The sequence below is a fragment of the Bacteroidales bacterium MB20-C3-3 genome (assembly GCA_035609245.1).
Taxonomy (GTDB): Bacteria; Bacteroidota; Bacteroidia; order Bacteroidales; family UBA932; genus Bact-08.
Genome location: CP141202.1, coordinates 1,958,117 through 1,979,058, shown reverse-complemented (window position 1 = coordinate 1,979,058; position 20,942 = coordinate 1,958,117). Strand labels below are relative to the sequence as shown.

The window sequence follows — 20,942 nt, the reverse complement described above, 5'->3', positions numbered from 1 at the left end:
TTTAACCTTGTTTGTAAAAAGGTGTCTTCACAACAGCGGCTTTGAGAAGTTTCTCCCTCACCTTGATATAAATATCAGATCCGGCTTTTGAGAATTCAGGGGTAACATAAGCCATCCCTATTGCCTTCTTAACAGCAGGCCCCATTGTTCCTGATGTTACAATACCAATAACCGTGCCGTCTGCGCTGCAAACCTCGTATCCGTGTCTTGGGACCCCTCTGTCAATAAGTTCAAATCCAACCAGCTTCCTCTTAAGACCATCTGCTTTTAATTTAAGCATATAATCTTTATCAATAAAATCACCCTTTGCCTCGCTGAATTTTGTTATCCATCCAAGACCTGCCTCAATAGGCGATGTTGTATCGTCAATATCATTACCATACAGACAGAAGCCCATCTCCAGCCTTAAAGTATCTCTTGCACCAAGTCCTATAGGCATAATCCCAAACTCCTCTCCTGCCTCAAAAACTGCCTTCCAAAGTTTGTCTGCATCCTGATTTGAAACATAAATTTCACATCCGCCTGAACCTGTATAACCTGTAGTTGAGAAAATTGCCTCTTTAATTCCACCGACAGTTAACTTTTTGAAGGTGTAGTACTCCATATCCTCAACGCTTTGATCACAAATTTTCTGCATAGCCTTGAGTGCCAATGGACCCTGTACAGCTAGCTGACATATTTCATCAGATGCATTATAGAGCTCCCTGCCTGGAGTAATATTGAATTTTGGAGCAACAGCTGAAAGATGAGCATAATCCTTGTCAATATTTGATGCATTTACTACAAGAAGGTATGTCTCACTGTCGATACAATATACAAGCAGATCATCCACTATACCCCCTTTACCATTTGGGAAGCATGAATATTGAATCTTACCCGGAACAAGAAGAGAGACATCATTTGAGGTGGTATACTGAACAAATGCAAGAGCATTTGGCCCCTTTACCCAAATCTCTCCCATATGTGAAACATCAAATACTCCCACACCGGTTCTCACATGGTTGTGCTCCTCTGTAATTCCGATATACTCGACAGGCATGTTATAGCCTGCAAATGGAACCATCTTGGCTCCCAAGGCAATGTGTTTTTCTGTAAAAGCAGTTGTTTTCATCTATTTAATTTCTGTATGTAATTTTTGTTTTAATGCATCGTATATCCATATATCCTCAGGACTAAAATCAAGTTCAAGGAGGTTCCGGAGAGAGGCGTAAGCTTCACCCATTTCCTTGTGTCCTGATGATGCTACAACATTGAATCCGTTGCGAAATATTAATCGTATAGGTTTGTATCCGCTTTCGCTAAGGTATGCAGCCATTTTATCTGCGTTCTTCTCCTCTTCAAAACTACCGGCTATAACAAAAAACCTCATACCATCAACAGGTACTGCAGTCTCTGCATATTCTTTCTTTTGAATGTTTTGCACCGGTACTATAGTATCCTGAGTTATAGAGTCAGGAGCTGGAGTTTCAGGTTTTACTTTTTGTGTATCTTCTGCCAATTGTCTGAATTCTTTAAGATCATCTGATGTGGGCATTCCCAGTGTAGAACGCACCCAGTCACAACCGGTTAATGTAAAAATCAGAGATGCTGCAAATAAGAGAGAGATAAGCTTTTTCATAATCTTCTAGGGTTTAGAAGGTTTGTAATCTTACAAAAGTAACCAAAATTAAGAAGAAGAGAAAATTTAAATGTATCTTTGAATTAGTAAAATCGAGAGCTAGTATGTCAAAATTTTATCAACAGGTAAAAGAGATTGCAAACTTTGCAGACCAGGTAGATATTACCGGAACAATTGAGAGTATTAAGAAAAATATTGACTTTAAGGGACCTAATGTTTGGATTCTTGCATTTGCTGTAATTGTTGCCTCAGTTGGGCTTAATGTAAATTCCACACCTGTTATTATTGGTGCCATGCTTATCTCCCCACTGATGGGACCAATCATCGGTACCGGGATGGCAGTGGGAATAAATGATTCTTTACTTCTTAAGCGCTCCCTTAAGAATCTTGGTATTATGGTTGTCATAAGCCTGATGGCATCTACACTTTTTTTCATAATATCTCCGCTGAGTCTTGATGAGCCAACAGAGCTCCTTGCAAGGACAAGGCCAACAATATATGATGTCTTCATTGCTTTTTTTGGTGGTTTGGCCGGAATTGTTGAGGGATCAAGGAAGGAGAAGGGTACAGTAATAGCAGGAGTTGCAATTGCAACCGCTCTTATGCCTCCTCTCTGTACTGCCGGATATGGTATTGCGAATTTGAACCTTACTTACTTTGCAGGAGCAATATATCTGTTCTCAATTAACTCACTCTTTATAGCGCTTGCTACATTTATTATGGTGAGATACCTTCATTTCCCTCTTGTAAAATTTGAAGATCCTGTAAAACAGAGGAGAGTAAGAAGAACTATCAGTATTGTAACAGTACTCATGATAATTCCAAGTATCTATACAGCGGTAGTTGTAATAAGGGAAAACACATTTAATGTATCAGCAAAGCAGTTTGTCAATGACAATAAGACTCTTGAAAACAGCTATATATATGATTATAAAATTAATCACTCAGGGGGTGCTTCTACTCTTGAATTATCAATTGCCGGAGAGCCTCTCAGGGAGGGGCAGAAAGAGATGCTTTACTCCTCTGTTGAAAAATTCGGAATTGGAAGGGCATATCTTACAATTAAAGAGAGTGCTACAGCTGATGCTCTTGATGAGGCTGGTGTTGTAAAGAGCATTTTTGAGAGGAGTGATCTTGAAATACAGAAGAGAGAGGAGATGTTGAGAAAAATGGAGTCTGAGCTTAACGCTATAAAGAGCAGAGAGATCCCATACAGACAAATTGCAGAGGAGATTCTGGCACAGCATCCCGGGCTTACTTTTTTCTCCATAGCTCGTGGAGCCAGTGTTAATTTGTCTGATTTCAATGCAAGCGATAAAATAATGGTAATGGCAACCTGGAAAGAACCGCTCTCTGATTCTGATATAAAAAAGCTGGAGAGCTGGCTCTCTGTAAGATTGGGTGAGAAGAACATAATAATTACCCAGGTTAATTAAAGATGCTTCTGTATGCCTTAATATTATTAAACTCTCTTTTTTGGAGGAGTGATACCCTTAAAATTATTTTTCTGGGAGATATTATGCAACATCAGACTCAGATGGATGCGGCAAAAAGGACTGGAGCCAATCCTGCTGATCCTGAATCCTATGACTACTCAGCATATTTCAGCCATCTTAAGGGCAGGTTTGATAAGGCCGATCTCAGAGTAGCCAATATGGAGACTACTTTTGCTCCGCCACCATACTCAGGTTATCCTGTTTTCAATTCACCCACCTCTCTGCTGGAGGCCGGAAAATATGGAGGAATAGATATTTTTCTATCTGCCAACAACCATATTTGTGACAAAGGGGGCAAAGGTATTGAGGGAACTATATCGGCATATAACACTTTAAGAATCCCTTACGCAGGTGCATACAGAGACCAGAGAGAGAGAGAGGATCTCTATCCTCTCTTCGTGAATCTGAAAGGTGTAAAACTTGCCATTCTCAATTATACTTACGGCACAAACGGAATTCCTGTTCCTCAACCATATGTGGTTAATTTACTGGATTCTGCAAGGATAAAGGAGGATATCCTTAAAGCTCAAAAAAATGATGTCCATTTTATTATTGCCTGTATCCACTGGGGTACTGAATACAAACTAACCTCATCCTCCAGCCAGCGAAAATGGAAAAATTTCTTCAACAGAAATGGGGTTGATATTGTTATTGGTTCTCATCCGCATGTTGTGCAGGAGGTTGATGTAGAGAGAGAGCTCTCAGGAGAGGTAAAGAGAATCACAGCCTACTCACTTGGGAATGCAATCTCGAATATGACCGCCCCTTTTACAAGAACAGGGATGTTATTTACATTGAAGATAATAAGGGAGCTGGGAGGAGTAACGAGGTTAGCCGAGCCTGACTGGGAGTTAATCTGGACATCCAGACCTGGTGCTCTTGAGAAGAATTTCACGATACTGCCGGTTGAAGAGTATATTGACTCTCCTCACCTGTTCAAAAAAAGAGAGGAGTGGTTTAAAATGAAAAATGAATATAGCAGACTTAAAGATGACAGAAAAAAGAATAATTATTGAGGAGATAGATCCAGTAGACATTTATGGTATAAATAACAGACTGCTTGATTTGCTCAGGAGTTACTTTCCAAAGATGCTTGTTGTTGCAAGGGGGTCAGAAATATTACTCAAGGGAAGCGCGGCTGATGTTAAGAATTTTGAAAGCAAAATCTCTCTCCTTACTGAGATGAGGATGAAGAGGACAAGGCTCACAGAGGACGATATAAATTCTCTTTTTGAGTCATCTCATTTGGATAAGTCAGCTGTCCAGGATGATGATAAGGATGTTATTGTCTTTGGCAACGAAGGGAGAATTATAAGGGCACGGACAAAAAATCAGAGAAAGCTGGTTGAGAGTTATTACAAAAACGACCTTATTTTTGCAATTGGTCCTGCCGGAACGGGAAAGACATACACCGCCATAGCCCTGGCAGTAAGAGCATTAAAAAACAAGGAGGTCAAAAAACTAATCCTTACCAGACCTGCTGTTGAGGCAGGAGAGAGACTCGGCTTTCTGCCGGGTGATCTTAGGGAGAAGCTGGACCCCTACCTTCAGCCTTTATACGATGCTTTAAGGGATATGCTTCCTCCAAAAAAACTGGAGATGCTTATGGAGGATGGGATTATTCAGATTGCCCCTCTTGCATATATGAGGGGAAGAACCTTAGAGAGCGCTTTTGTTATACTCGACGAGGCTCAAAACACAACATTCGGGCAGCTAAAAATGTTTCTGACCAGAATGGGAGGCAACTCTAAGTTTATAGTAACCGGTGACGCTACTCAGATTGATCTTCCAAAAAAGAGTGACTCAGGCCTTCTTAAAGGGGCTGAGCTTCTGGGAAAGATTAAAGGGGTTTGCCGTATAGACTTTACAAGGGAGGATATCGTAAGGCACAAGCTTGTAACAAAGATTGTACAGGCATTCGACAAACACGAGGAGGAGATTAACTCTTAAAGTAACACTCCGCCCAGAGCTCCTGTACCTTTGCCATTAGCCAGTGTTAATACTCCATTTACAAAAACATACTCAATCCCGTCAGGGAACTGATGAGGATTTGCAAATGTTGCTTTATCCATAATTGTATCCGGATTAAAAACAACAATGTCAGCATGGTATCCGGGGACCAGAAGTCCTCTCTCTTTAAGGGCCAGTCTTGAAGCTGGCAACGCGGTTACCTTATGAACAGCTGTCTCCATATTCATGAGTTTCTGCTCCCTGACATATTTACCGAAGAATCTCGGCATTGTTCCGTAAGAGCGCGGATGTGGCATCGATTCACCAAGTTTTCCATATGGCGAATATACGCTTCCGTCTGAAGCCGGCATACCAAGAGGGTGCGACAGGAACATTGACACATTCTCCTCTCTCATTGCAAAGCCGATTATATCCACACTTATCCTCTCCTCTACAAGCAATCTCCTTACAAATTCCCAAGCCTCCAGACCGGCGAGCTCCGAGGCATCTGCCACATTCATCCCTATGTACCTCTTGTTAGCCTCCTGCCTGCAAGAGGTTATAACTATATTCTGAGGCCCTCCCAATCTTTCAAACCTTGATCTGGCGTACTCTCCAATTTTATTAGATATGGCAGGAGATTCAAGTCTTTTGAGAATCTCATCTGTGGTTCCCTGTCTCTCTGCAAGAGGAATAAAGGTGGACATCCCCGTAGAGAAAGCTATATATGGATATCTGTCAAACGCTATATCCACTCCTGAGGACTTAGCATCCTCAATCATCTTTAAGAGCATCGGAGCTTTGTGCCAGTTGGCTGCATTCTGCGCTTTTAAATGTGAGACCTGGAGCCTCACCCCTGAGGCTTTTGCAATTCTTATTGCCTCTGCGAGAGCAATCTCTACCCTGTCATCCTCATTTCTCATATGAATTGCAAAAAGGCCGTTGTGTCTTGCAACAGCTTTACACAGCTCAGCAATCTCAGCCTCCGGAGCATAAGATCCCGGGACATATTCAAGTCCGCAGGATATACCGGCAGCCCCCATCTCCATCTGGCTCTCCACATAAGAGACCATTGCTTTAATCTGATCTGCCGTAGCGGGCGTGTCGTTATCTCCGACAAAGCGACCCCGGACAGTGCCCTGACCAATCAGGGTCCCGTAGTTAATCCCTCTGCTCTGACGAGCATAATCGGCAAAAAACGCCTCTTTATTTTCCCATCTGGATGAAGGGAATGGAGAGTCCCCGCAATTACCTCCTATATCAAGGGTTACTCCCTGGTAGATTTTGCTGTCTCCCAAAGGGGCCTCCATCATGTTGGCATCTGTATGGGTATGAATATCTATGAATCCCGGGGAGATAACATTTCCTCCGGCATCAATTACCTTATCTGCACTTGTGCCCAAATCTCCCAAAGCAGAAATCCTTCCGTTCTTTATTGCGATATCTCCTTTAACAGGAGCTCTGAGCTCTCCGTTGTAAATTAATCCGTTTCTGATTATAGTATCAAAACGGTTGTTTGCCCTTAGTTTTGTAATATCACTAAAACCCAGTCCCAGCGCCGCTCCGGCAAACAGTGATGATTTTATAAATCCTCTTCTGGAAATTTTATCGCTCATAATCTATTTGTTTATTTCAAGACCTTTTGATTGGTAAAGTTTAAACTCTCCATCCTTATCATAAATTAACAAAGCATCAATATCATTTCTTGATTCAATAATCTCTACTGCTCTGTCAAGACCAACAACCATGAACCAGGTTGCGTATGCATCAGCAGTCATCGCATCAGAGGCAATCACTGTTGCGCTAAGCAGATTATGCTTAACAGGCCGGCCAGTGGCAGGGTTTATTGTATGTGAGTATTTTACTCCGTTCTCCTCAATAAATTTCCTGTAGTTTCCTGAGGTCGCAAGGCCTCTCCCCGAGAGCAGGATCACTGTCTGAATATCTCCACCCTGAATCATATTACCCTCCTCAGGTCTGTCAATTCCAACACTCCACCTCTTCCCGGATGGATTTACCCCTTTACAAAATATCTCTCCGCCTACCTCAACCAGGTAATTATCGATACCTCTTCTGTCAAACTCATAAGCTATAACATCTGCAGTGTAACCCTGAGCAATTGCATTGACATTAAGAGTTAAACGATTATCTGATTTTACTACTTTACCCTCACTTAGTGCCACCTTGTCCATCCCCACAAAGGCCTTTATGCTGTCAATCATCTGGGGAGTAACCTCTCTTTTCTCCCCCTTGCCAAATCCCCATACCTCAAAATATGGCGCCGCTGATATGTCAAAAGCTCCGTCGCTCTCCCTCCATATATCTACAGATCTCTTAAATACATTCTCAAAAAGAGTATCGACATATACATCCAAATTCTGGTTTACAGCTGTTATGAGAGAGGAGTCGTTGTAAACTGAGAGAGAGTTATCAATCTTCAAAAGAATTGAGTCTACTGCTGAATTCAGAGAGTCTCCTTTGCCGGAGTAAACAATATGAAAGGTTGTACCCTGAGTGAATCCGTCAATGGTTCTGTAATTACTGACTCCATTGCAAGATACTGCTACAATGGCTGTTGATACCACCAGTATAAAAATAGTCAGGTTCTGTTTTGAAAAAATCATTGGTGACGAAGTGTTTGGCACAAATTTAGAATAAAAAAACATATCTTTGTGAGTTATATAAGCACTAGACAACATTATGACAGAAAATAAATGGCTAAGACTTGCATCTTTATCACTGATGCTCATTCTTGCCTTCGCCTGTAAAAAGGATGAAGAGGAGGATACCAAATTGTATATGGAGGGGGCTCTCGTGGCGAATATTCCTACCTACCTGATTGCCGGGCAGGACCTTGATATTAAGGCCGAAGGGATTTCCAAACCAGTTGACAGCCTTACATACAAGTGGTTCACTAAAGGTTTTAGTGTTGACTCTCTGTTTGGCAGTGAAATCATTATTAAAGCTCCTGTTAAACCGGGTGACTATACAATATCTTTGTATATTACTCACCCCAGGTACTCAACCAAAACTCAGTCCTTCAACACCACGGTAGTTAATCCCAACGCGGACACCAGCTTTGGCGGTGTTGTCAGAAGTGACAAATTGTTCGAAGACAATAGAGATGGAGCCAAATACAACTATGCAACAATTGGGACATTAGACTGGTTTACCTTTAACCTGAACTGGAAGGGATCCGGGAAACCATATCTTTTAATTGAGGCGTTGGGAGAGCTGTATGGCAGACTTTATACATGGGAGGAGGCAAAAACTGCCTGCCCTGAGGGGTGGAGATTACCTGACAACAAGGATTGGGAGAATCTTGCAAAGGAGTTAAATGGAGGAGCAGCATTGGCGTTTGACGGAAAGTGGGCCGGAATTGGATCTAAAGTTTCTGCAAAGGCAACTATCAACTCTGTTAACATGTGGAAATACAGTCCAAACTTCCAATATTTAAATCAATTTGGATGGAATGCAATTCCTGCAGGGAACTCTACCGGAAGCTACAGAACATTCCTTAACAGGGGTGAGTATGCAACCTGGTGGTCTGCGGATCAGATGGACAACAACAACGGGTTCTACAGATTCATATATTTTGACAGTCCGGATTTCCCTTACAATTTTGCAAGCAAAAGCACATTTGGGGCATCTGTCCGCTGCGTAAGAGATGCTTCTGCCAAATAATAAACAAGAATAAATTAACATCTGACAAATTATGAAACTTTCAAAAGGTTTGATTACACTTCTGGTAGTGCTCGGAGCGGTACTGCTTGTGTTCCTTTGGGCTAAAAACTCCTACAACTCTATGGTTACAAAAGAGGAGGGGGTTACCTCTGCCTGGGCTCAGGTGGAGAATGTATATCAAAGAAGAGCAGATCTTATTCCAAATCTGGTAGCTACTGTGAAAGGTTATGCAGCTCATGAGCAAGAGACTCTTGAGGGAGTTGTAAATGCTCGTGCCAAGGCAACTCAGACAACTATAGATCCTGCTAATCTTACTGAGGAGAGTATGAAGCAGTTTCAGGCTGCACAGGGAGAGCTTGGCAGTGCTTTACAAAGATTGATGGTTGTTGTTGAGCGCTATCCTGATCTTAAAGCCAATCAGAATTTCCTGGAACTTCAGGCACAACTTGAAGGTTCAGAAAACAGAATTACTGTAGAGAGACAGAAATTTAACGAAACAGCCAGAGCTTACAATACATATATCAGACAGTTTCCAAAGAATATTCTTTCAGGAATTTTTGGATTTGAGCGCAAAGCATATTTTGAAGCGGCTGAAGGAGCAGAGACAGCACCTAAAGTTGAGTTTTAACCGTGGGAACAAATCCCTTCATTTCCAAAGCAGATCAGGCAACTATTGTTAAAGCCATAGAATCTGCAGAGCTGAACACCTCCGGAGAGATAAGGGTTCACATAGAAAGCAACTGCCCGGGCGATCCTGTTGCCAGGGCAGTTTATGTTTTCAATAAGCTCAAGATGTATAAAACCAAAGAGAGAAACGGAGTCTTAATCTATATTGCCTGGAAAACCCGTAAATTTTCAATTATTGGAGACGATGGCATTAATAAAGTTGTGCCTGAGAATTTCTGGCAGGATGCCCTTAATCTGCTTGGTGAAAACCTGAAATCAGGCAACACTGCCCAAGGTCTATGTAAAACAATTGAACTCGCGGGAGAAAAATTAAAAGTCTTCTTCCCAATTAAATCAGACGACACAGATGAACAGAGTAATGAAATCTCTTTTGGTGACTAGAGGATTAGCTTTTACTGCACTGCTTCTTTTCACATCTGTGTTATTTGCACAGATACCTGCAAAGCCGGCACCTCCCAGACTGGTAAACGATTTTGCATCAATCTTTTCACAAAATGATGCAGAGAGGATTGAAAGAGCACTTGTGGCCTTTTCTGACAGCACCTCAAACCAGATTGTAGTTGTTACTGTTAACTCTCTTGAGGGTATGGACAAAGCGCAGTTTGCCTACCAGATTGGTGCCGAGTGGAAAGTGGGACAGTCCGAGTTTGATAATGGAGTGGTTATCTTAATTAAACCAAAAAGAGGGAATGAAAGAGGGGAGGCATTTATTGCCACAGGTTACGGCCTGGAGGGGGCTCTTCCGGATGCAATTTGCAAAAGGATTATTGAGAGAGAGATGATACCTCGTTTTGCTGAAGATGACTATTTTGGAGGTGTTGTAGCTGCACTGAATGTTATTATGCCTATTGCTGCCGGAGAGTACTCCTCTGATAAGTATGCTTCAGACACCGAAGATCTTGGCGGATTGGGTGCAGCAGTACTGGTAATACTGTTTATAATCATTGTAACTATTATATCGGCAATCTCAAAAAAAGGCGGTGGAGGCAACTTTGGTGGTGGCGGAAAGAGAGGGCCGGGACTTGCCGAACTTCTTATATTGGGATCTATGCTATCTGGTAGCCGTGGTGGCAGGTCCGGTGGATTTGGAGGTGGAGGTTTCGGTGGTGGTGGATTCGGCGGTGGCGGATTTGGAGGATTCGGCGGGGGTGGATTTGGAGGCGGTGGTGCCGGTGGAAGTTGGTAGCTGTTTCCACTCAATAACAACAACTTCTGATTTTGTACCTATTCTGTACTTTGGCCCCCAAAGGCCAAGTCCGGAGGTTACTATAAAATCTGTATCCCCTCTCCTTGCATGGCCATATGCCAAATCAAACATTGCCTCCGTGATAAGGTTTCCCGGCCAGAACTGTCCTCTGTGAGTATGCCCTGAAAATTGAAGATCTATCTGGTTTCTAACAGCATCATCCAGCGTTTTTGGCTGATGATCCATTAAGATAACGGGGATCTCTCTCTCTAGATCTTTTAATATTGAATCAAGAGGTGCTCTTCTGTGGTTGGTAAGATCATCTCTTCCGGCAACAGCAAAACCATGCGGGGAGATAAACAGAGAATCAATCAGCACATTTATCCCTGCCTCTCTTAATATTTTATATATCTCATCTTTGTCTCCTCCGTAAAATTCGTGGTTTCCTGTAATTGCAAAAACTCCCATTGGCGCAGATAGCTTAGCCAGCTCTTCTCCCATTTTCTGATCAATTAACGGGCGTACATCTCTGTCAGCTATGTCACCAGCAAGAAAAACAGCATCCCCTCTCTGATCGTTAATGAGTTTTACATATTTTTTAAGGTGCTTAGAGTTTATACTTGTACTTAAATGAATATCACTGACCAGGACTAGTTTAAGCTCCCCTCCGGGAAGGTTTTTCTCAGTATTAATCTGGTATGTTGTTACTACAGGGTTGTTGAAATTAATGCTTCCAACAATTAACAATATCATGACCGAGATTACTGAGAGTGCAAGTGCACCCTGCTTTACGAAAGTCCAGTTTGATGTTACAATCTCAGGAAATATGCTGAAGAAGTGGTTAAGTATGCGCAAAATATCAAACCCAAGAGCAAATATTGCAAAATAGACAAGCGCTATAATAAATGTAAAACCCACTTCAGAAAGAGGTACAGCATAACGCTCGTCAATTTTATCGCCAAAATACATCCGTAGAAAAAAGGAGACAAATCCAGATATAAACAATATTGAATAGATTATTTTTACTATTGCAAATGGTGGAAGGGCTTGAAAGCCTCTTATGAATACATATGACGAAAGGGCAAAAAATGTAGAAAAAACTATAATGAAAAACATATGCTCTGTTTGGGTGTTTGCAAAAATAACACTTAACTTTATTAATTGTTTGTTATTAACAATTTATTAAATGGATAACAGGGGAAAAGAGGCTAAGAGGGTTACTTTAGCGGGGTTCTTTGTAAACCTTATACTCACAATTGCTAAAATTACTGCCGGTATTGCAGGAAAGAGCTCTGCCATGCTGGCTGATGGTGTTCATTCTCTTTCAGATTTTGCAACTGATATTGTTGTTATTGCTTTTTTAAATATATCAGGAAAAGAGAGTGATGATAATCACAAATATGGTCATGGAAAATTTGAAACATTTGCAACACTAATTATCTCACTTGCCCTTGCTGGAGTAGGAATAGGTATTTTTGTCAACGGTCTGGAAAAGATAATTGAGTACATTAATGGTGGTGAGCTAAAAGAGCCGGGAATGGTTGCTCTGTGGGCTGCTTTGGTATCAATCATTTCCAAAGAGGCACTGTACAGGTACACTATAATTGTTGGTAAGAGAATAAACAGTCCTGCAGTCATTGCTAACGGGTGGCACCACAGGTCAGATGCCTTTTCATCAATTGGTACTGCGCTTGGAATTTCTGGTGCCATATTTCTTGGAGAATCCTGGAGAATACTAGACCCCATTGCGGGTATAGTGGTTAGTTTCTTTATAATAAAGGTTGCTTACGACCTTGGAATGCCAAGCATAAAAGAGCTCCTTGAGGCCTCTCTTCCGGGTGAAATTATTGAAGAGATTGAGTCTTTGATTAATAGTCACCCCGATATAGTAAAATTCCACCACCTAAAGACCAGAAAAGTGGGAACTATCTATGCTATAGATGTGCATATAAAACTTGACAAAGATATTACTTTTGTCAGATCTCACGATATTGCCACCGAACTAGAACTTTCAATAAAAGAGCGCTTTGGCAGAGGAACGCATATTAATATCCACACTGAGCCTATATGAAAAAATCATTTATCCTTTTAGCTCTGGTTATATTTTTCTTTTACTCTTGTAATGACCGGGAGATGCTGGAGACTCCTGATTTTAATTCGACACTGATTATCGATAGTAAAAACTGGAATATTGATTACCTGGGGGAAGAGTGGGAGTTTAAACATATTATTCTTAATAAGGATTTTGACGGTGTGCCTGTTGCAACCCTTGTGAGAAAGAGAGAGAGTATTAACAATGAACGGGCCATTCTTTACATACATGGTTACAGTGACTATTTCTACCAGACCTCTCTTGCAGACTCAATGGAAAATAACGGGTTCAGGTTCTATGCTCTTGACCTCCGCAGGTATGGAAGATCGAAATTACCCGGGCAGGTGTGGTATGATTCAAGGGATATATCGGACTATTATGAAGAGATTGACAAGTCAATCGCTGAGATAAAAAAAGATCTCCCCAATGCTCCGGTTACAATAATGGCTCACTCTACGGGAGGTTTAATAGCTTCACTCTATGCAGCCGAAAAGGGGGACTCTCTGCTAGCCTCCGGTCTGATTCTTAACAGCCCCTTTTTTGATTTCAATGTAGGAGGAGTGGCTGAGAGTATCGGTATACCTGTTTTCTCTGCAATTGGATCTGTAATACCGAGGATGGTAGTAAACAGGAGTGTCAGCCCGGTTAATTGCATGAGTCTTCACTCTGATTACTACGGGGAGTGGCAGTTTGACACAATAATGAAGCCTATACAATCACCCATGGTTACCGCCGCATGGATAAGGGTTATTCACAAGGGGCAGAAGAGGCTTCAAAAAGGGATTGAGATAGGTGTCCCCGTCCTGATTATGTGTTCATCATCAAGTTCAACAGGATCTGAGTTTAGTGAAATCCATAAAAAAAGCGACACCGTTTTGGATGTCGCTGAAATTATTGAATTCTCCTCCTCTATTTCCGGCCTTGTAAAGGTTGTGATAATTGAAGATGGTCTTCACGACCTTGTTCTCTCAGGGAAAAACTCCCGTGATAAGGCCTACAGAGAGATCTTCAGTTTTCTACTTTAATTGCTTAAAGAAATCATTACCCTTATCGTCAACCAGGATGAAGGCAGGGAAATCTTCTACCTCAATTTTCCAGATTGCCTCCATACCCAGTTCAGGATATTCAAGGACCTCAACTTTTCGTATGCTCTCCTGTGCAAGAATAGCTGCCGGGCCACCGATACTGCCCAGGTAAAATCCGCCATGTTTGTGGCATGCATCTGTTACCTGCTGGCTGCGGTTACCTTTTGCAATCATAATCATGCTCCCTCCATTACTTTGGAACTGGTCCACATATGAGTCCATTCTTCCTGCTGTTGTCGGTCCGAATGATCCGCTTGGCAAGCCGGCCGGTGTTTTTGCAGGACCTGCATAATATACAGGATGGTCCTTCATGTATTGAGGCATTCCCTCTCCTTTATCCAGTCTCTCTTTTAGTTTTGCATGGGCAATATCTCTTCCAACCACAATAGTTCCTGAAAGAAGCAGGAATGTTGAGACAGGGTATTTTGAGAGATCTGCCAGGACTTCGTTCATAGGTCTGTTCAGATTAATCTTAACGGCCCCCTCCTGCGTTGCTTTGATGTTTCTCAGGTTCTCCGGAACTAATCTCAGTGGATTTGTATCTAGTGTCTCAAGCCAGATTCCATCTTTATTTATTTTCGCTTTGATGTTTCTGTCTGCACTGCAAGAGACTCCCATTCCAACAGGACAAGAAGCACCATGTCTTGGCAGTCTTATAACTCTAATGTCGTGAGCATAGTACTTACCACCAAACTGAGCCCCCATACCAAATGTCTGTGCAGCTTTAAGGAGCTTTGCCTCCATTTCAAGATCTCTGAAGGCGTGTCCCTCAGGACCACCTTGCTTAGGAAGTTCGTCAAGGTACTTTGCCGAAGCGAGCTTCACTGTCTTCATACAGGCCTCTGCCGATGTTCCGCCTACCACAAATGCAATATGATATGGTGGACAAGCTGCAGTCCCCAACGTTTTTAACTTCTCTATCAGAAATTTTTCAAGAGATTCAGGATTTAAGAGAGCCTTTGTCTCCTGAAAAAGATAGCTCTTATTTGCGGAACCTCCTCCTTTAGCAACAAAAAGAAATTTATACTCTCCTCCGTCAGTTGCATAAATATCAATCTGCGCAGGAAGGTTATTACCAGAGTTTTTCTCATTGTACATATCCAGGGCTATTGTCTGAGAGTATCTCAGGTTATCCTGCGTATATGTATCAAAGACTCCGTGTGAAAGGGCCTCTTCATCGCCTCCTCCTGTCCATACCCTCTGACCTTTTTTGGCTACAATTGTAGCGGTTCCTGTGTCCTGGCAAAAAGGCAAAACCCCTTTTGATGAAATACCTGCATTCAGAAGCATTGTAAGTGCCACAGCTTTGTCATTTACACTTGCCTCGGGATCGCTTAAAATTTTTGCAACCTGTTCATTATGCTCAGGACGCAGCATAAATGCTATATCGTGCATAGCCTGTCTGGCCAGAAGTCTAAGCCCCTCTTTGTCTACCTTAAGAATCTCATTTCCTTCAAACTGAGCTGTTGACACATACTCCTTTGAAAGGAGATGGTACTGTGTCTTATCCTCTCCAAGAGGAAACATTTCGTGAAATTTAAAATCCATATCTCTCTATTTTTAGTTAAAACCATTAATTCTGTTTACCCTGGCTGCCCATAAGAAAACTTCTCATAAACTCCATTATATCCCCATCCAGTACAGCCTGGGTATCTGATGTCTCATATGCTGTCCTTAAATCCTTAACCATTTTATATGGATGCAGAACATAGCTTCTAATCTGTGACCCCCACTCTATCTTCAGTTTTTTACCCTCAAGTTCAGCCTCCCTCTCTCTTCTCTTTCTCAGCTCAAGCTCATAAAGGTGGGACTTCAATATTCTTATTGCATTCTGTCTGTTATCCAGCTGAGATCTGCTCTCTGTGTTTTCAACCGTAATCCCTGTAGGAAGGTGCCTTACCCTTACGCCTGTCTCTACTTTGTTAACATTCTGCCCTCCGGCTCCTCCGGAACGGAATGTGTCCCATTCTAAATCTCCGGGATTTACCTCAATATTTATAGTATCATCAACAGCCGGATACACAAAAACGGAAGAAAATGTTGTCTGCCTCTTTCCCTGTGCGTTAAATGGAGATATCCTCACAAGGCGGTGAACTCCGTTCTCGGCCTTAAGATAACCATATGCATAATCTCCCTCAAACTCAATTGTCACAGATTTTATTCCGGCCTCCTCTCCCTCAATCATGTCGTATATATGAACCTTGTATCCGTTTCTCTCTCCCCAGCGCACATACATCCTCATTAGCATAGATGACCAGTCGTTGCTCTCTGTGCCGCCGGCTCCTGAATTAATTTTAAGAATGGCACCAAGATTATCGCCTTCACTCCCGAGCATACTGCGTAGCTCAAGAGCCTCTACAATTCTTTCAAGTTTTTTGTAATGTTCATCTACCTCATTAGTTATGGTGTCATCCTCTTTTGAAAAGTCGTACAAAACAACTAAATCTTCAAGAGCAGACTCAATTTCAGAGAATCCCTTTACCCAGTACTTAAGAGCCGAAACTTTTTTAAGATAGATCTCAGCATCTGATGGGTTGTTCCAAAAGTCAGGAGCAAGTGTTCGCTCCTCTTTAATTTTTAGATCATCTCTCTTTTGAGCGATGTCAAAGAGACCTCCCCAGCGACTCAATGCGCTGCTGGATCTCTTTTATATAATCCAGATTAATCATTTTTTTGAATTTTGAATGGCAAAGTTAACCAATTATTTCTTTTGCCACCTTAATTGATAAGCCATAGTCAAAACCTCTTGAGAGAGCAAACCTCACAAGTTTGTTAAGACTCTTCTCCCGCTCATCCTCTTTTGGAAGAGATCTGAATTTTAACAGTAATATTTTGTGCAATCTCTCAATCTCCCCGGCCTTATCTATGCTCTCCAGTGCGGCTGAGATTATCTGGTCTGAAATTGATTTCTGTCTGAGTGCATATTTGATTTTAATTGCCCCCCACCCCGCAAGGCGGCTTTTGTCTCGTACATATGCGCTTGCATATCTGGAGTCATCAAGGAATTTATCTTCTGTCAGGCTTTTAATAATATTATGCTGCTCTTCAGTTTCAACTCCCATTCTCACCAGCTTTGCCAAAATATCTGCCGTGCACATCTCTCTTGATGCACATAGTTTACGCATTGTCTCCAATGCTTTCATTATTCAGCAATGAGATTCTCAATGAATAATGTAAACTCCTCAGAAAATTTCTTGTAATGAACTCCTGTACCAGGGCCGTTAAAGCCGGAGTGAATCCTTCTGACATTACCCTTTTTATCAATATAGACTGTTGTTGGAAAGGCCTTGAAGTTATCAAGCTCAGGAAGGGCCTCTTTAAGTCTTGAAGGAGAGTGTCCGGTTAAAAGCACATCATAATTAATACCTGCTGCCTCTACAAGCTTCATTGCCTCTCCCTTCGCTTCGCTGTACTCCTCAGATCTCTCGAAAGCAAGTGCAACCACCTCAAGAGAGGGCTCGTACCTGCTCTTCATCTCTGCCAAAAACTTGCTCTCATCAAGGCAGTTAGGGCACCAGGAACCGCTTATTTGCAATATCACAACCTTATCTTTAAATCTATCATCTTTCAGGCTCACCGCTTTTCCGTTCAGGTCAGGAAAACTGAATCCAAAAGTTGCATACCCCTTTTTCATACCGGTAACTGCATAAGCATCCGGTAACTCGGCATTTTCACTCCTTTTACCATAACCACTCTCCAGATTATTAAAACCGGAATATAGTTTTACATCTGAAAGAGAATCAATCCCCTCCAGCTTTGCTTTAAAAAGTCTTATAAATCCTCCGTCAAAGCATGATAGCATTAGTTCTCCCGACTGGTCAAGCACCCCCTCAAAAAACCTGTAGTCGCCGGAAGGAGTTAAAAAAGAGCCGGTCACTCTGCCACTATTTTCAGAAAATTCTCCAATTATTTCTCTCTCACCCAGATTTATAAGCCATCTTCCTGATATCAAAGAGGAGCTTTCTGATGGTTCGGTTAAGAATCGTTTGCCGATTCCCGGCCATGCCTTTACATCCATATTATATGTAGCCCTTATAAACTTCCCCTCCATAATACCATCATGAATTGCCAGAGAAAAACCGGAACTAAAGAGAGGCATTGTAACAAAAAGAGAGTCACCCCTTCTGGAGACCTCCTTAACGGTGTAAATATTATCCCCGGTAAGAATCTCCATCAAAGTATCACCCTCATTAAAAACAAGATTAAAATTGAATGGAATCTCAGTAGAGTCTGATGTGTAAAGCGCAGCTCTCCACACTCCGGAATTAAGCTCCGAGCCTCCTCTTGTACAGGCTGAAGCGATTGCAACAAAGGCAACAATCAGGAAAACTAATCTCTTCATTTTACTACTATTTTTTTTATTAATCTTGTCAATTCACCTACCCAGAGTACAACAGATGTTCCAGCTACAATAAGAGCCCAGTCCCATAATTTAAGAGGTACTGTTCTAAAGACATCACCTCCAAACCTTACTATAAGTACCTGCCCCAAAACAATAAGCAACGACACAAGTAAAAAGCCGGGACTCTTAATAATGCCCCTGAAAGCAGAGCCTCCGGAGTTAAAACTTTTTGCATTGAACATATTCCAGAACTGAAGCATTACAAATATTGTGAAAAACATTGATAGGTCATATCTTGAGAGAGATCCTGACCCGTCGCTCATCTCAAGCATGAGCCATAAAAGGGATACAACAAAAAACAACCCTGTAAGAATAATATTAATCCTCATTGAAGGTGTAATTATAAATGCCGACGAGTCTCTTGGAGCGAGCTTCATCACCCTCTCTTCAGGAGGAAGTGAAGCAAGTGCACCGGCAGCAAATGTATCCATTATTAGATTTACCCATAACATCTGTGTTACTGTAAGAGGGAGGTCATGCCCCAGCAAAGTACCAAGCAGGACAATCAACATCGCTGTAAGATTAATAGTTAGCTGGAAAATAATAAATCTTTGAATGTTCTGGTATAGGGATCGCCCCCACATAACAGCAGTTGCAATAGAATTGAAAGAGTCATCAAGCAGTGTAATATCACTTGCCTCCTTTGCCACTGAGGTGCCTGATCCCATTGAGAGCCCTACATGTGCGTGGTTCAGAGCCGGAGCATCATTTGTGCCATCACCTGTTACTGCCACAACCTCACCTCTCTTCTGAAGAAGTTCTACCAATCTCTGCTTATCACCAGGCCTGGCTCTGCACATAATCCTCAGCTCCTTTACAAGTTTGAAGGCATCCTCATCTGTCATAGCTGCAAAATCGCTTCCGGTAATTACATACTTTTCAGGATTTTTTTCATCTCTTTCAAGAATCCCTATTTGTCTTCCTATCTCCATTGCAGTCGCCGGAGTATCTCCAGTTACAATTTTCACATCTATACCTGCACCTCTGCACCTCATTACTGCAGCAGGAACATCCGGTCTTACAGGATCAGAGATTGCCACAGCTCCAAGAAACTCCAGCCCTCCGGATGCCATCTCCTCAATACTTCTCCTGTCTGACGGATCTATCTCGCAAAATGCAAAGCCTAAAGTCCTCATTGCCCTGCTTTGAAAATCCAGAAGTCTCCCGGGAATATCATCAGGAACCTTTTTGCATTTACCGGCAACAATCTCAGGGGCCCCTTTTACATAAAGAAGTAGTTTCCCCAGAGATGGTGAGATTGCAAGAGTAGCCATATATTTCCTCTCTGTTGAGAATGTGAGTTGACTCTCAACAGATGTAGATTTTCTAATACCAAGGTAATCCTCGCCATTTTCATGCATCCAAAGCAAAAGGGCTGCCTCAGTGGGATTACCCAAAGCTTTTGGCATCCCTCCGGAGGTAAAATCCAGAAATGCAGTAGAATTAAGAGATATACTTTCGTAAACCAAGTTTTTGTTATCTGAAAACAGAGCCTCTGAAACCCTCATTTGATTCATTGTAAGAGTTCCCGTTTTATCTGTGCATATAACAGTTGCTGCACCCATTGTTTCGGTTGCGTGCATCTTTCTTACCAGATTATTGGTAAGGAGCATCCTTCGCATACTCATTGCCAGCGACAGTGTAACTGCCATTGGGAGACCCTCCGGGATAGCGACTACAATCAGAGTTACTGCCACCATAAAATGTCCCAGTATCCGGCTTGCAACATCAAGTGAGACCAGAGCATCTGACGAGAACATATTAAATCCAAGTATCTCTCCGGTAATTACGGGCAAAGAGAATATTAAAAAACCTGTTAAAATCCAAAAGAGCCATCCTCTCTCTCCTCTTTTTTTCTTACTGCTGTATCTGAGAATTGGCATCCAAATTTTCCCGATTAGTGCCAGCAATCCGGCTATTGCAGATGTTAACAAAATAATCTGAGCTGGTGTAAATACCGATTGTGGAGTCAATATCTCCTTTATGTAAAGTATAGAAAAGAGAAGAAAAGCGGTAAGCAGTCCTGCAAAACCAATAAATCCTGCTAGGGATTCAAGTTGTTTGTTTAGCGGAGTCTGCTCTGTACTTCTCTCTGCCGATTTCTCTGCTACTTTTCCAAATTCTGTGGAGTCTCCAACTTCTGTAACAACATAGGAGCAGTGACCCTCTATAACAGTTGTTCCTCTGAATATCCTGTTGGAGGGATAGGTTGCCTCACTGTCAAAATCAAGCGGATTTGTGCTTTTGGATGTTACTGGTTCTCCGGTTAATGTTGATTCATTTACTAACAGAGAGAGAGCCTCTGCCAGCTCTCCGTCTGCAGGAATTTCCTCTCCGGTGTCCAGTAAAACCAGATCTCCGCAAACTATCTCACTCTTTGGAATCTCTGTTATAACACCATCTCTCATAACCTTTACAGGTGTCTCATCATTGACTTTGTTAAGAATGTCAAATTTCTTGCTCGCATCCATCTCAAACCAGAATCCGACTCCGGTGGCAAGAAATATTGCAAAGAAAATACCTATGGTCTCAATGAAATCACGATGTATAAATGAAATCCCAAGTGAGAGAAAAGCAGCAATAAGAAGAATCCTGATAATTGGATCCTCAAATTTATGCAGAAAGAGTCTCCACAACGGCTCTTTTTCCGGAGGAGTTAAAACATTTTTCCCGTGTCTCTCTCTGCTCTCTGCTACCTCAGCTGAGGTTAGCCCTGTATAACCTTTGTAGTTACCTTCCATG

At 42.0% G+C, this 20,942-nt stretch carries 18 protein-coding genes and 1 pseudogene; 9 read left to right on the top strand and 10 right to left on the bottom strand.

The genetic code is table 11. From position 1 onward, the window contains the following. Window position 1: 1 nt before the first annotated feature. Both gcvT and U5907_09045 read right to left on the bottom strand, forming a co-directional pair. Window positions 2-1,111, bottom strand: a complete 1,110-nt coding sequence (gene gcvT / locus U5907_09050; GenBank protein ID WRQ32722.1) for a glycine cleavage system aminomethyltransferase GcvT — start codon at window positions 1,109-1,111, stop codon at window positions 2-4. Further along, window positions 1,112-1,618 (bottom strand): SPOR domain-containing protein, encoded by a 507-nt coding sequence (locus tag U5907_09045; protein ID WRQ32721.1) that lies wholly within the window; start codon window positions 1,616-1,618, stop codon window positions 1,112-1,114. Window positions 1,619-1,722: 104 nt separating this feature from the next. On the opposite strand from U5907_09045, the gene U5907_09040 reads away from it, so the two are divergent. From U5907_09040 to U5907_09030, 3 genes are read left to right on the top strand one after another with little or no spacing between them, the layout of a single operon-like run. Continuing rightward, on the top strand, window positions 1,723-3,054 hold the full coding sequence (locus U5907_09040; GenBank protein ID WRQ32720.1) for a DUF389 domain-containing protein: 1,332 nt from the start codon (window positions 1,723-1,725) through the stop codon (window positions 3,052-3,054). A 2-nt stretch (window positions 3,055-3,056) separates the two neighbouring features. Then, entirely contained in the window at window positions 3,057-4,130 is a 1,074-nt protein-coding gene (locus U5907_09035; GenBank protein ID WRQ32719.1) for a CapA family protein, read from the top strand. Beyond that, window positions 4,105-5,064, top strand: a complete 960-nt coding sequence (locus tag U5907_09030; GenBank protein ID WRQ32718.1) for a PhoH family protein — start codon at window positions 4,105-4,107, stop codon at window positions 5,062-5,064. Before U5907_09035 ends, U5907_09030 begins: the two co-directional genes overlap by 26 nt. On the opposite strand, the gene U5907_09025 is transcribed toward U5907_09030, so the two are convergent. Together U5907_09025 and U5907_09020 are read right to left on the bottom strand one after the other, a co-directional pair. Further along, entirely contained in the window at window positions 5,061-6,680 is a 1,620-nt protein-coding gene (locus U5907_09025; protein WRQ32717.1) for a D-aminoacylase, read from the bottom strand. The two genes, U5907_09030 and U5907_09025, sit on opposite strands and share 4 nt — an antisense overlap. A gap of 3 nt (window positions 6,681-6,683) precedes the next feature. Further along, window positions 6,684-7,688, bottom strand: a complete 1,005-nt coding sequence (locus U5907_09020; protein ID WRQ32716.1) for an FAD:protein FMN transferase — start codon at window positions 7,686-7,688, stop codon at window positions 6,684-6,686. Between the two features lie 76 nt (window positions 7,689-7,764). Between U5907_09020 and U5907_09015 the strand changes: the two genes are divergently transcribed. The 4 genes and pseudogenes from U5907_09015 (at window position 7,765) to U5907_09000 (ending at window position 10,264) form a co-directional block, all read left to right on the top strand. Beyond that, window positions 7,765-8,748, top strand: coding sequence for an FISUMP domain-containing protein (locus U5907_09015; GenBank protein WRQ32715.1), 984 nt, complete (start codon window positions 7,765-7,767; stop codon window positions 8,746-8,748). Between the two features lie 31 nt (window positions 8,749-8,779). Continuing rightward, entirely contained in the window at window positions 8,780-9,376 is a 597-nt protein-coding gene (locus U5907_09010; GenBank protein WRQ32714.1) for a LemA family protein, read from the top strand. 2 nt (window positions 9,377-9,378) lie between these two features. Continuing rightward, window positions 9,379-9,816 (top strand): TPM domain-containing protein, encoded by a 438-nt coding sequence (locus tag U5907_09005; GenBank protein ID WRQ32713.1) that lies wholly within the window; start codon window positions 9,379-9,381, stop codon window positions 9,814-9,816. Next, a pseudogene (locus U5907_09000) lies at window positions 9,782-10,264 on the top strand (TPM domain-containing protein). The gene U5907_09005 and the pseudogene U5907_09000 overlap by 35 nt, the downstream one beginning before the upstream one ends. A gap of 222 nt (window positions 10,265-10,486) precedes the next feature. Here U5907_09000 and U5907_08995 read toward each other — a convergent pair. Next, window positions 10,487-11,737, bottom strand: a complete 1,251-nt coding sequence (locus tag U5907_08995; protein ID WRQ32712.1) for a metallophosphoesterase — start codon at window positions 11,735-11,737, stop codon at window positions 10,487-10,489. 70 nt (window positions 11,738-11,807) lie between these two features. Here U5907_08995 and U5907_08990 point away from each other — a divergent pair, with 70 nt between their 5' ends. Together U5907_08990 and U5907_08985 are read left to right on the top strand one after the other, a co-directional pair. Then, window positions 11,808-12,692 carry a cation diffusion facilitator family transporter gene (locus U5907_08990; protein ID WRQ32711.1) on the top strand — a complete coding sequence of 295 codons (885 nt, stop codon included), beginning with the start codon at window positions 11,808-11,810 and terminating at the stop codon, window positions 12,690-12,692. Next, the gene (locus tag U5907_08985; GenBank protein WRQ32710.1) at window positions 12,689-13,738 is read left to right on the top strand and encodes an alpha/beta fold hydrolase; all 1,050 of its coding nucleotides are present in this window, start codon (window positions 12,689-12,691) and stop codon (window positions 13,736-13,738) included. Before U5907_08990 ends, U5907_08985 begins: the two co-directional genes overlap by 4 nt. Here the strand turns inward: U5907_08985 and U5907_08980 are convergent. From U5907_08980 to U5907_08960, 5 genes are all read right to left on the bottom strand, one after another. Further along, the gene (locus U5907_08980) at window positions 13,730-15,346 is read right to left on the bottom strand and encodes a fumarate hydratase (GenBank protein ID WRQ32709.1); all 1,617 of its coding nucleotides are present in this window, start codon (window positions 15,344-15,346) and stop codon (window positions 13,730-13,732) included. The genes U5907_08985 and U5907_08980 overlap by 9 nt on opposite strands. 25 nt (window positions 15,347-15,371) lie before the next feature. Then, window positions 15,372-16,467, bottom strand: a protein-coding gene (gene prfB, locus U5907_08975; protein ID WRQ32708.1) for a peptide chain release factor 2 whose coding sequence is annotated in 2 segments (ribosomal slippage) — window positions 15,372-16,403 and window positions 16,405-16,467 — 1,095 coding nt in all. Because the reading frame shifts where the segments join, the coding sequence is not laid out codon by codon here. Between the two features lie 24 nt (window positions 16,468-16,491). After that, complete coding sequence (locus U5907_08970; protein WRQ32707.1) at window positions 16,492-16,941, bottom strand: regulatory protein RecX; 450 nt, start codon at window positions 16,939-16,941, stop codon at window positions 16,492-16,494. Next, entirely contained in the window at window positions 16,941-18,140 is a 1,200-nt protein-coding gene (locus U5907_08965; GenBank protein WRQ32706.1) for a TlpA disulfide reductase family protein, read from the bottom strand. The genes U5907_08970 and U5907_08965 overlap by 1 nt, the downstream gene beginning before the upstream one ends. Then, on the bottom strand, window positions 18,137-20,941 hold the full coding sequence (locus U5907_08960) for a cation-translocating P-type ATPase (GenBank protein WRQ32705.1): 2,805 nt from the start codon (window positions 20,939-20,941) through the stop codon (window positions 18,137-18,139). Before U5907_08960 ends, U5907_08965 begins: the two co-directional genes overlap by 4 nt. Between the last annotated feature and the right edge of the window lies 1 nt (window position 20,942).

Coding starts and splice junctions, on each gene's coding strand:
- U5907_09020 (WRQ32716.1), bottom strand. CDS start 7,688: ATGATTTTTTCAAAACAGAACCTGACTATTTTTATACTGGTGGTATCA.
- U5907_08965 (WRQ32706.1), bottom strand. CDS start 18,140: ATGAAGAGATTAGTTTTCCTGATTGTTGCCTTTGTTGCAATCGCTTCA.
- U5907_08990 (WRQ32711.1), top strand. CDS start 11,808: ATGGATAACAGGGGAAAAGAGGCTAAGAGGGTTACTTTAGCGGGGTTC.
- U5907_09015 (WRQ32715.1), top strand. CDS start 7,765: ATGACAGAAAATAAATGGCTAAGACTTGCATCTTTATCACTGATGCTC.
- U5907_09035 (WRQ32719.1), top strand. CDS start 3,057: ATGCTTCTGTATGCCTTAATATTATTAAACTCTCTTTTTTGGAGGAGT.
- U5907_09030 (WRQ32718.1), top strand. CDS start 4,105: ATGACAGAAAAAAGAATAATTATTGAGGAGATAGATCCAGTAGACATT.
- U5907_08995 (WRQ32712.1), bottom strand. CDS start 11,737: ATGTTTTTCATTATAGTTTTTTCTACATTTTTTGCCCTTTCGTCATAT.
- U5907_09025 (WRQ32717.1), bottom strand. CDS start 6,680: ATGAGCGATAAAATTTCCAGAAGAGGATTTATAAAATCATCACTGTTT.
- U5907_09045 (WRQ32721.1), bottom strand. CDS start 1,618: ATGAAAAAGCTTATCTCTCTCTTATTTGCAGCATCTCTGATTTTTACA.
- U5907_08970 (WRQ32707.1), bottom strand. CDS start 16,941: ATGAAAGCATTGGAGACAATGCGTAAACTATGTGCATCAAGAGAGATG.
- U5907_09040 (WRQ32720.1), top strand. CDS start 1,723: ATGTCAAAATTTTATCAACAGGTAAAAGAGATTGCAAACTTTGCAGAC.
- U5907_08960 (WRQ32705.1), bottom strand. CDS start 20,941: ATGGAAGGTAACTACAAAGGTTATACAGGGCTAACCTCAGCTGAGGTA.
- gcvT (WRQ32722.1), bottom strand. CDS start 1,111: ATGAAAACAACTGCTTTTACAGAAAAACACATTGCCTTGGGAGCCAAG.
- U5907_08980 (WRQ32709.1), bottom strand. CDS start 15,346: ATGGATTTTAAATTTCACGAAATGTTTCCTCTTGGAGAGGATAAGACA.
- U5907_09010 (WRQ32714.1), top strand. CDS start 8,780: ATGAAACTTTCAAAAGGTTTGATTACACTTCTGGTAGTGCTCGGAGCG.
- U5907_08985 (WRQ32710.1), top strand. CDS start 12,689: ATGAAAAAATCATTTATCCTTTTAGCTCTGGTTATATTTTTCTTTTAC.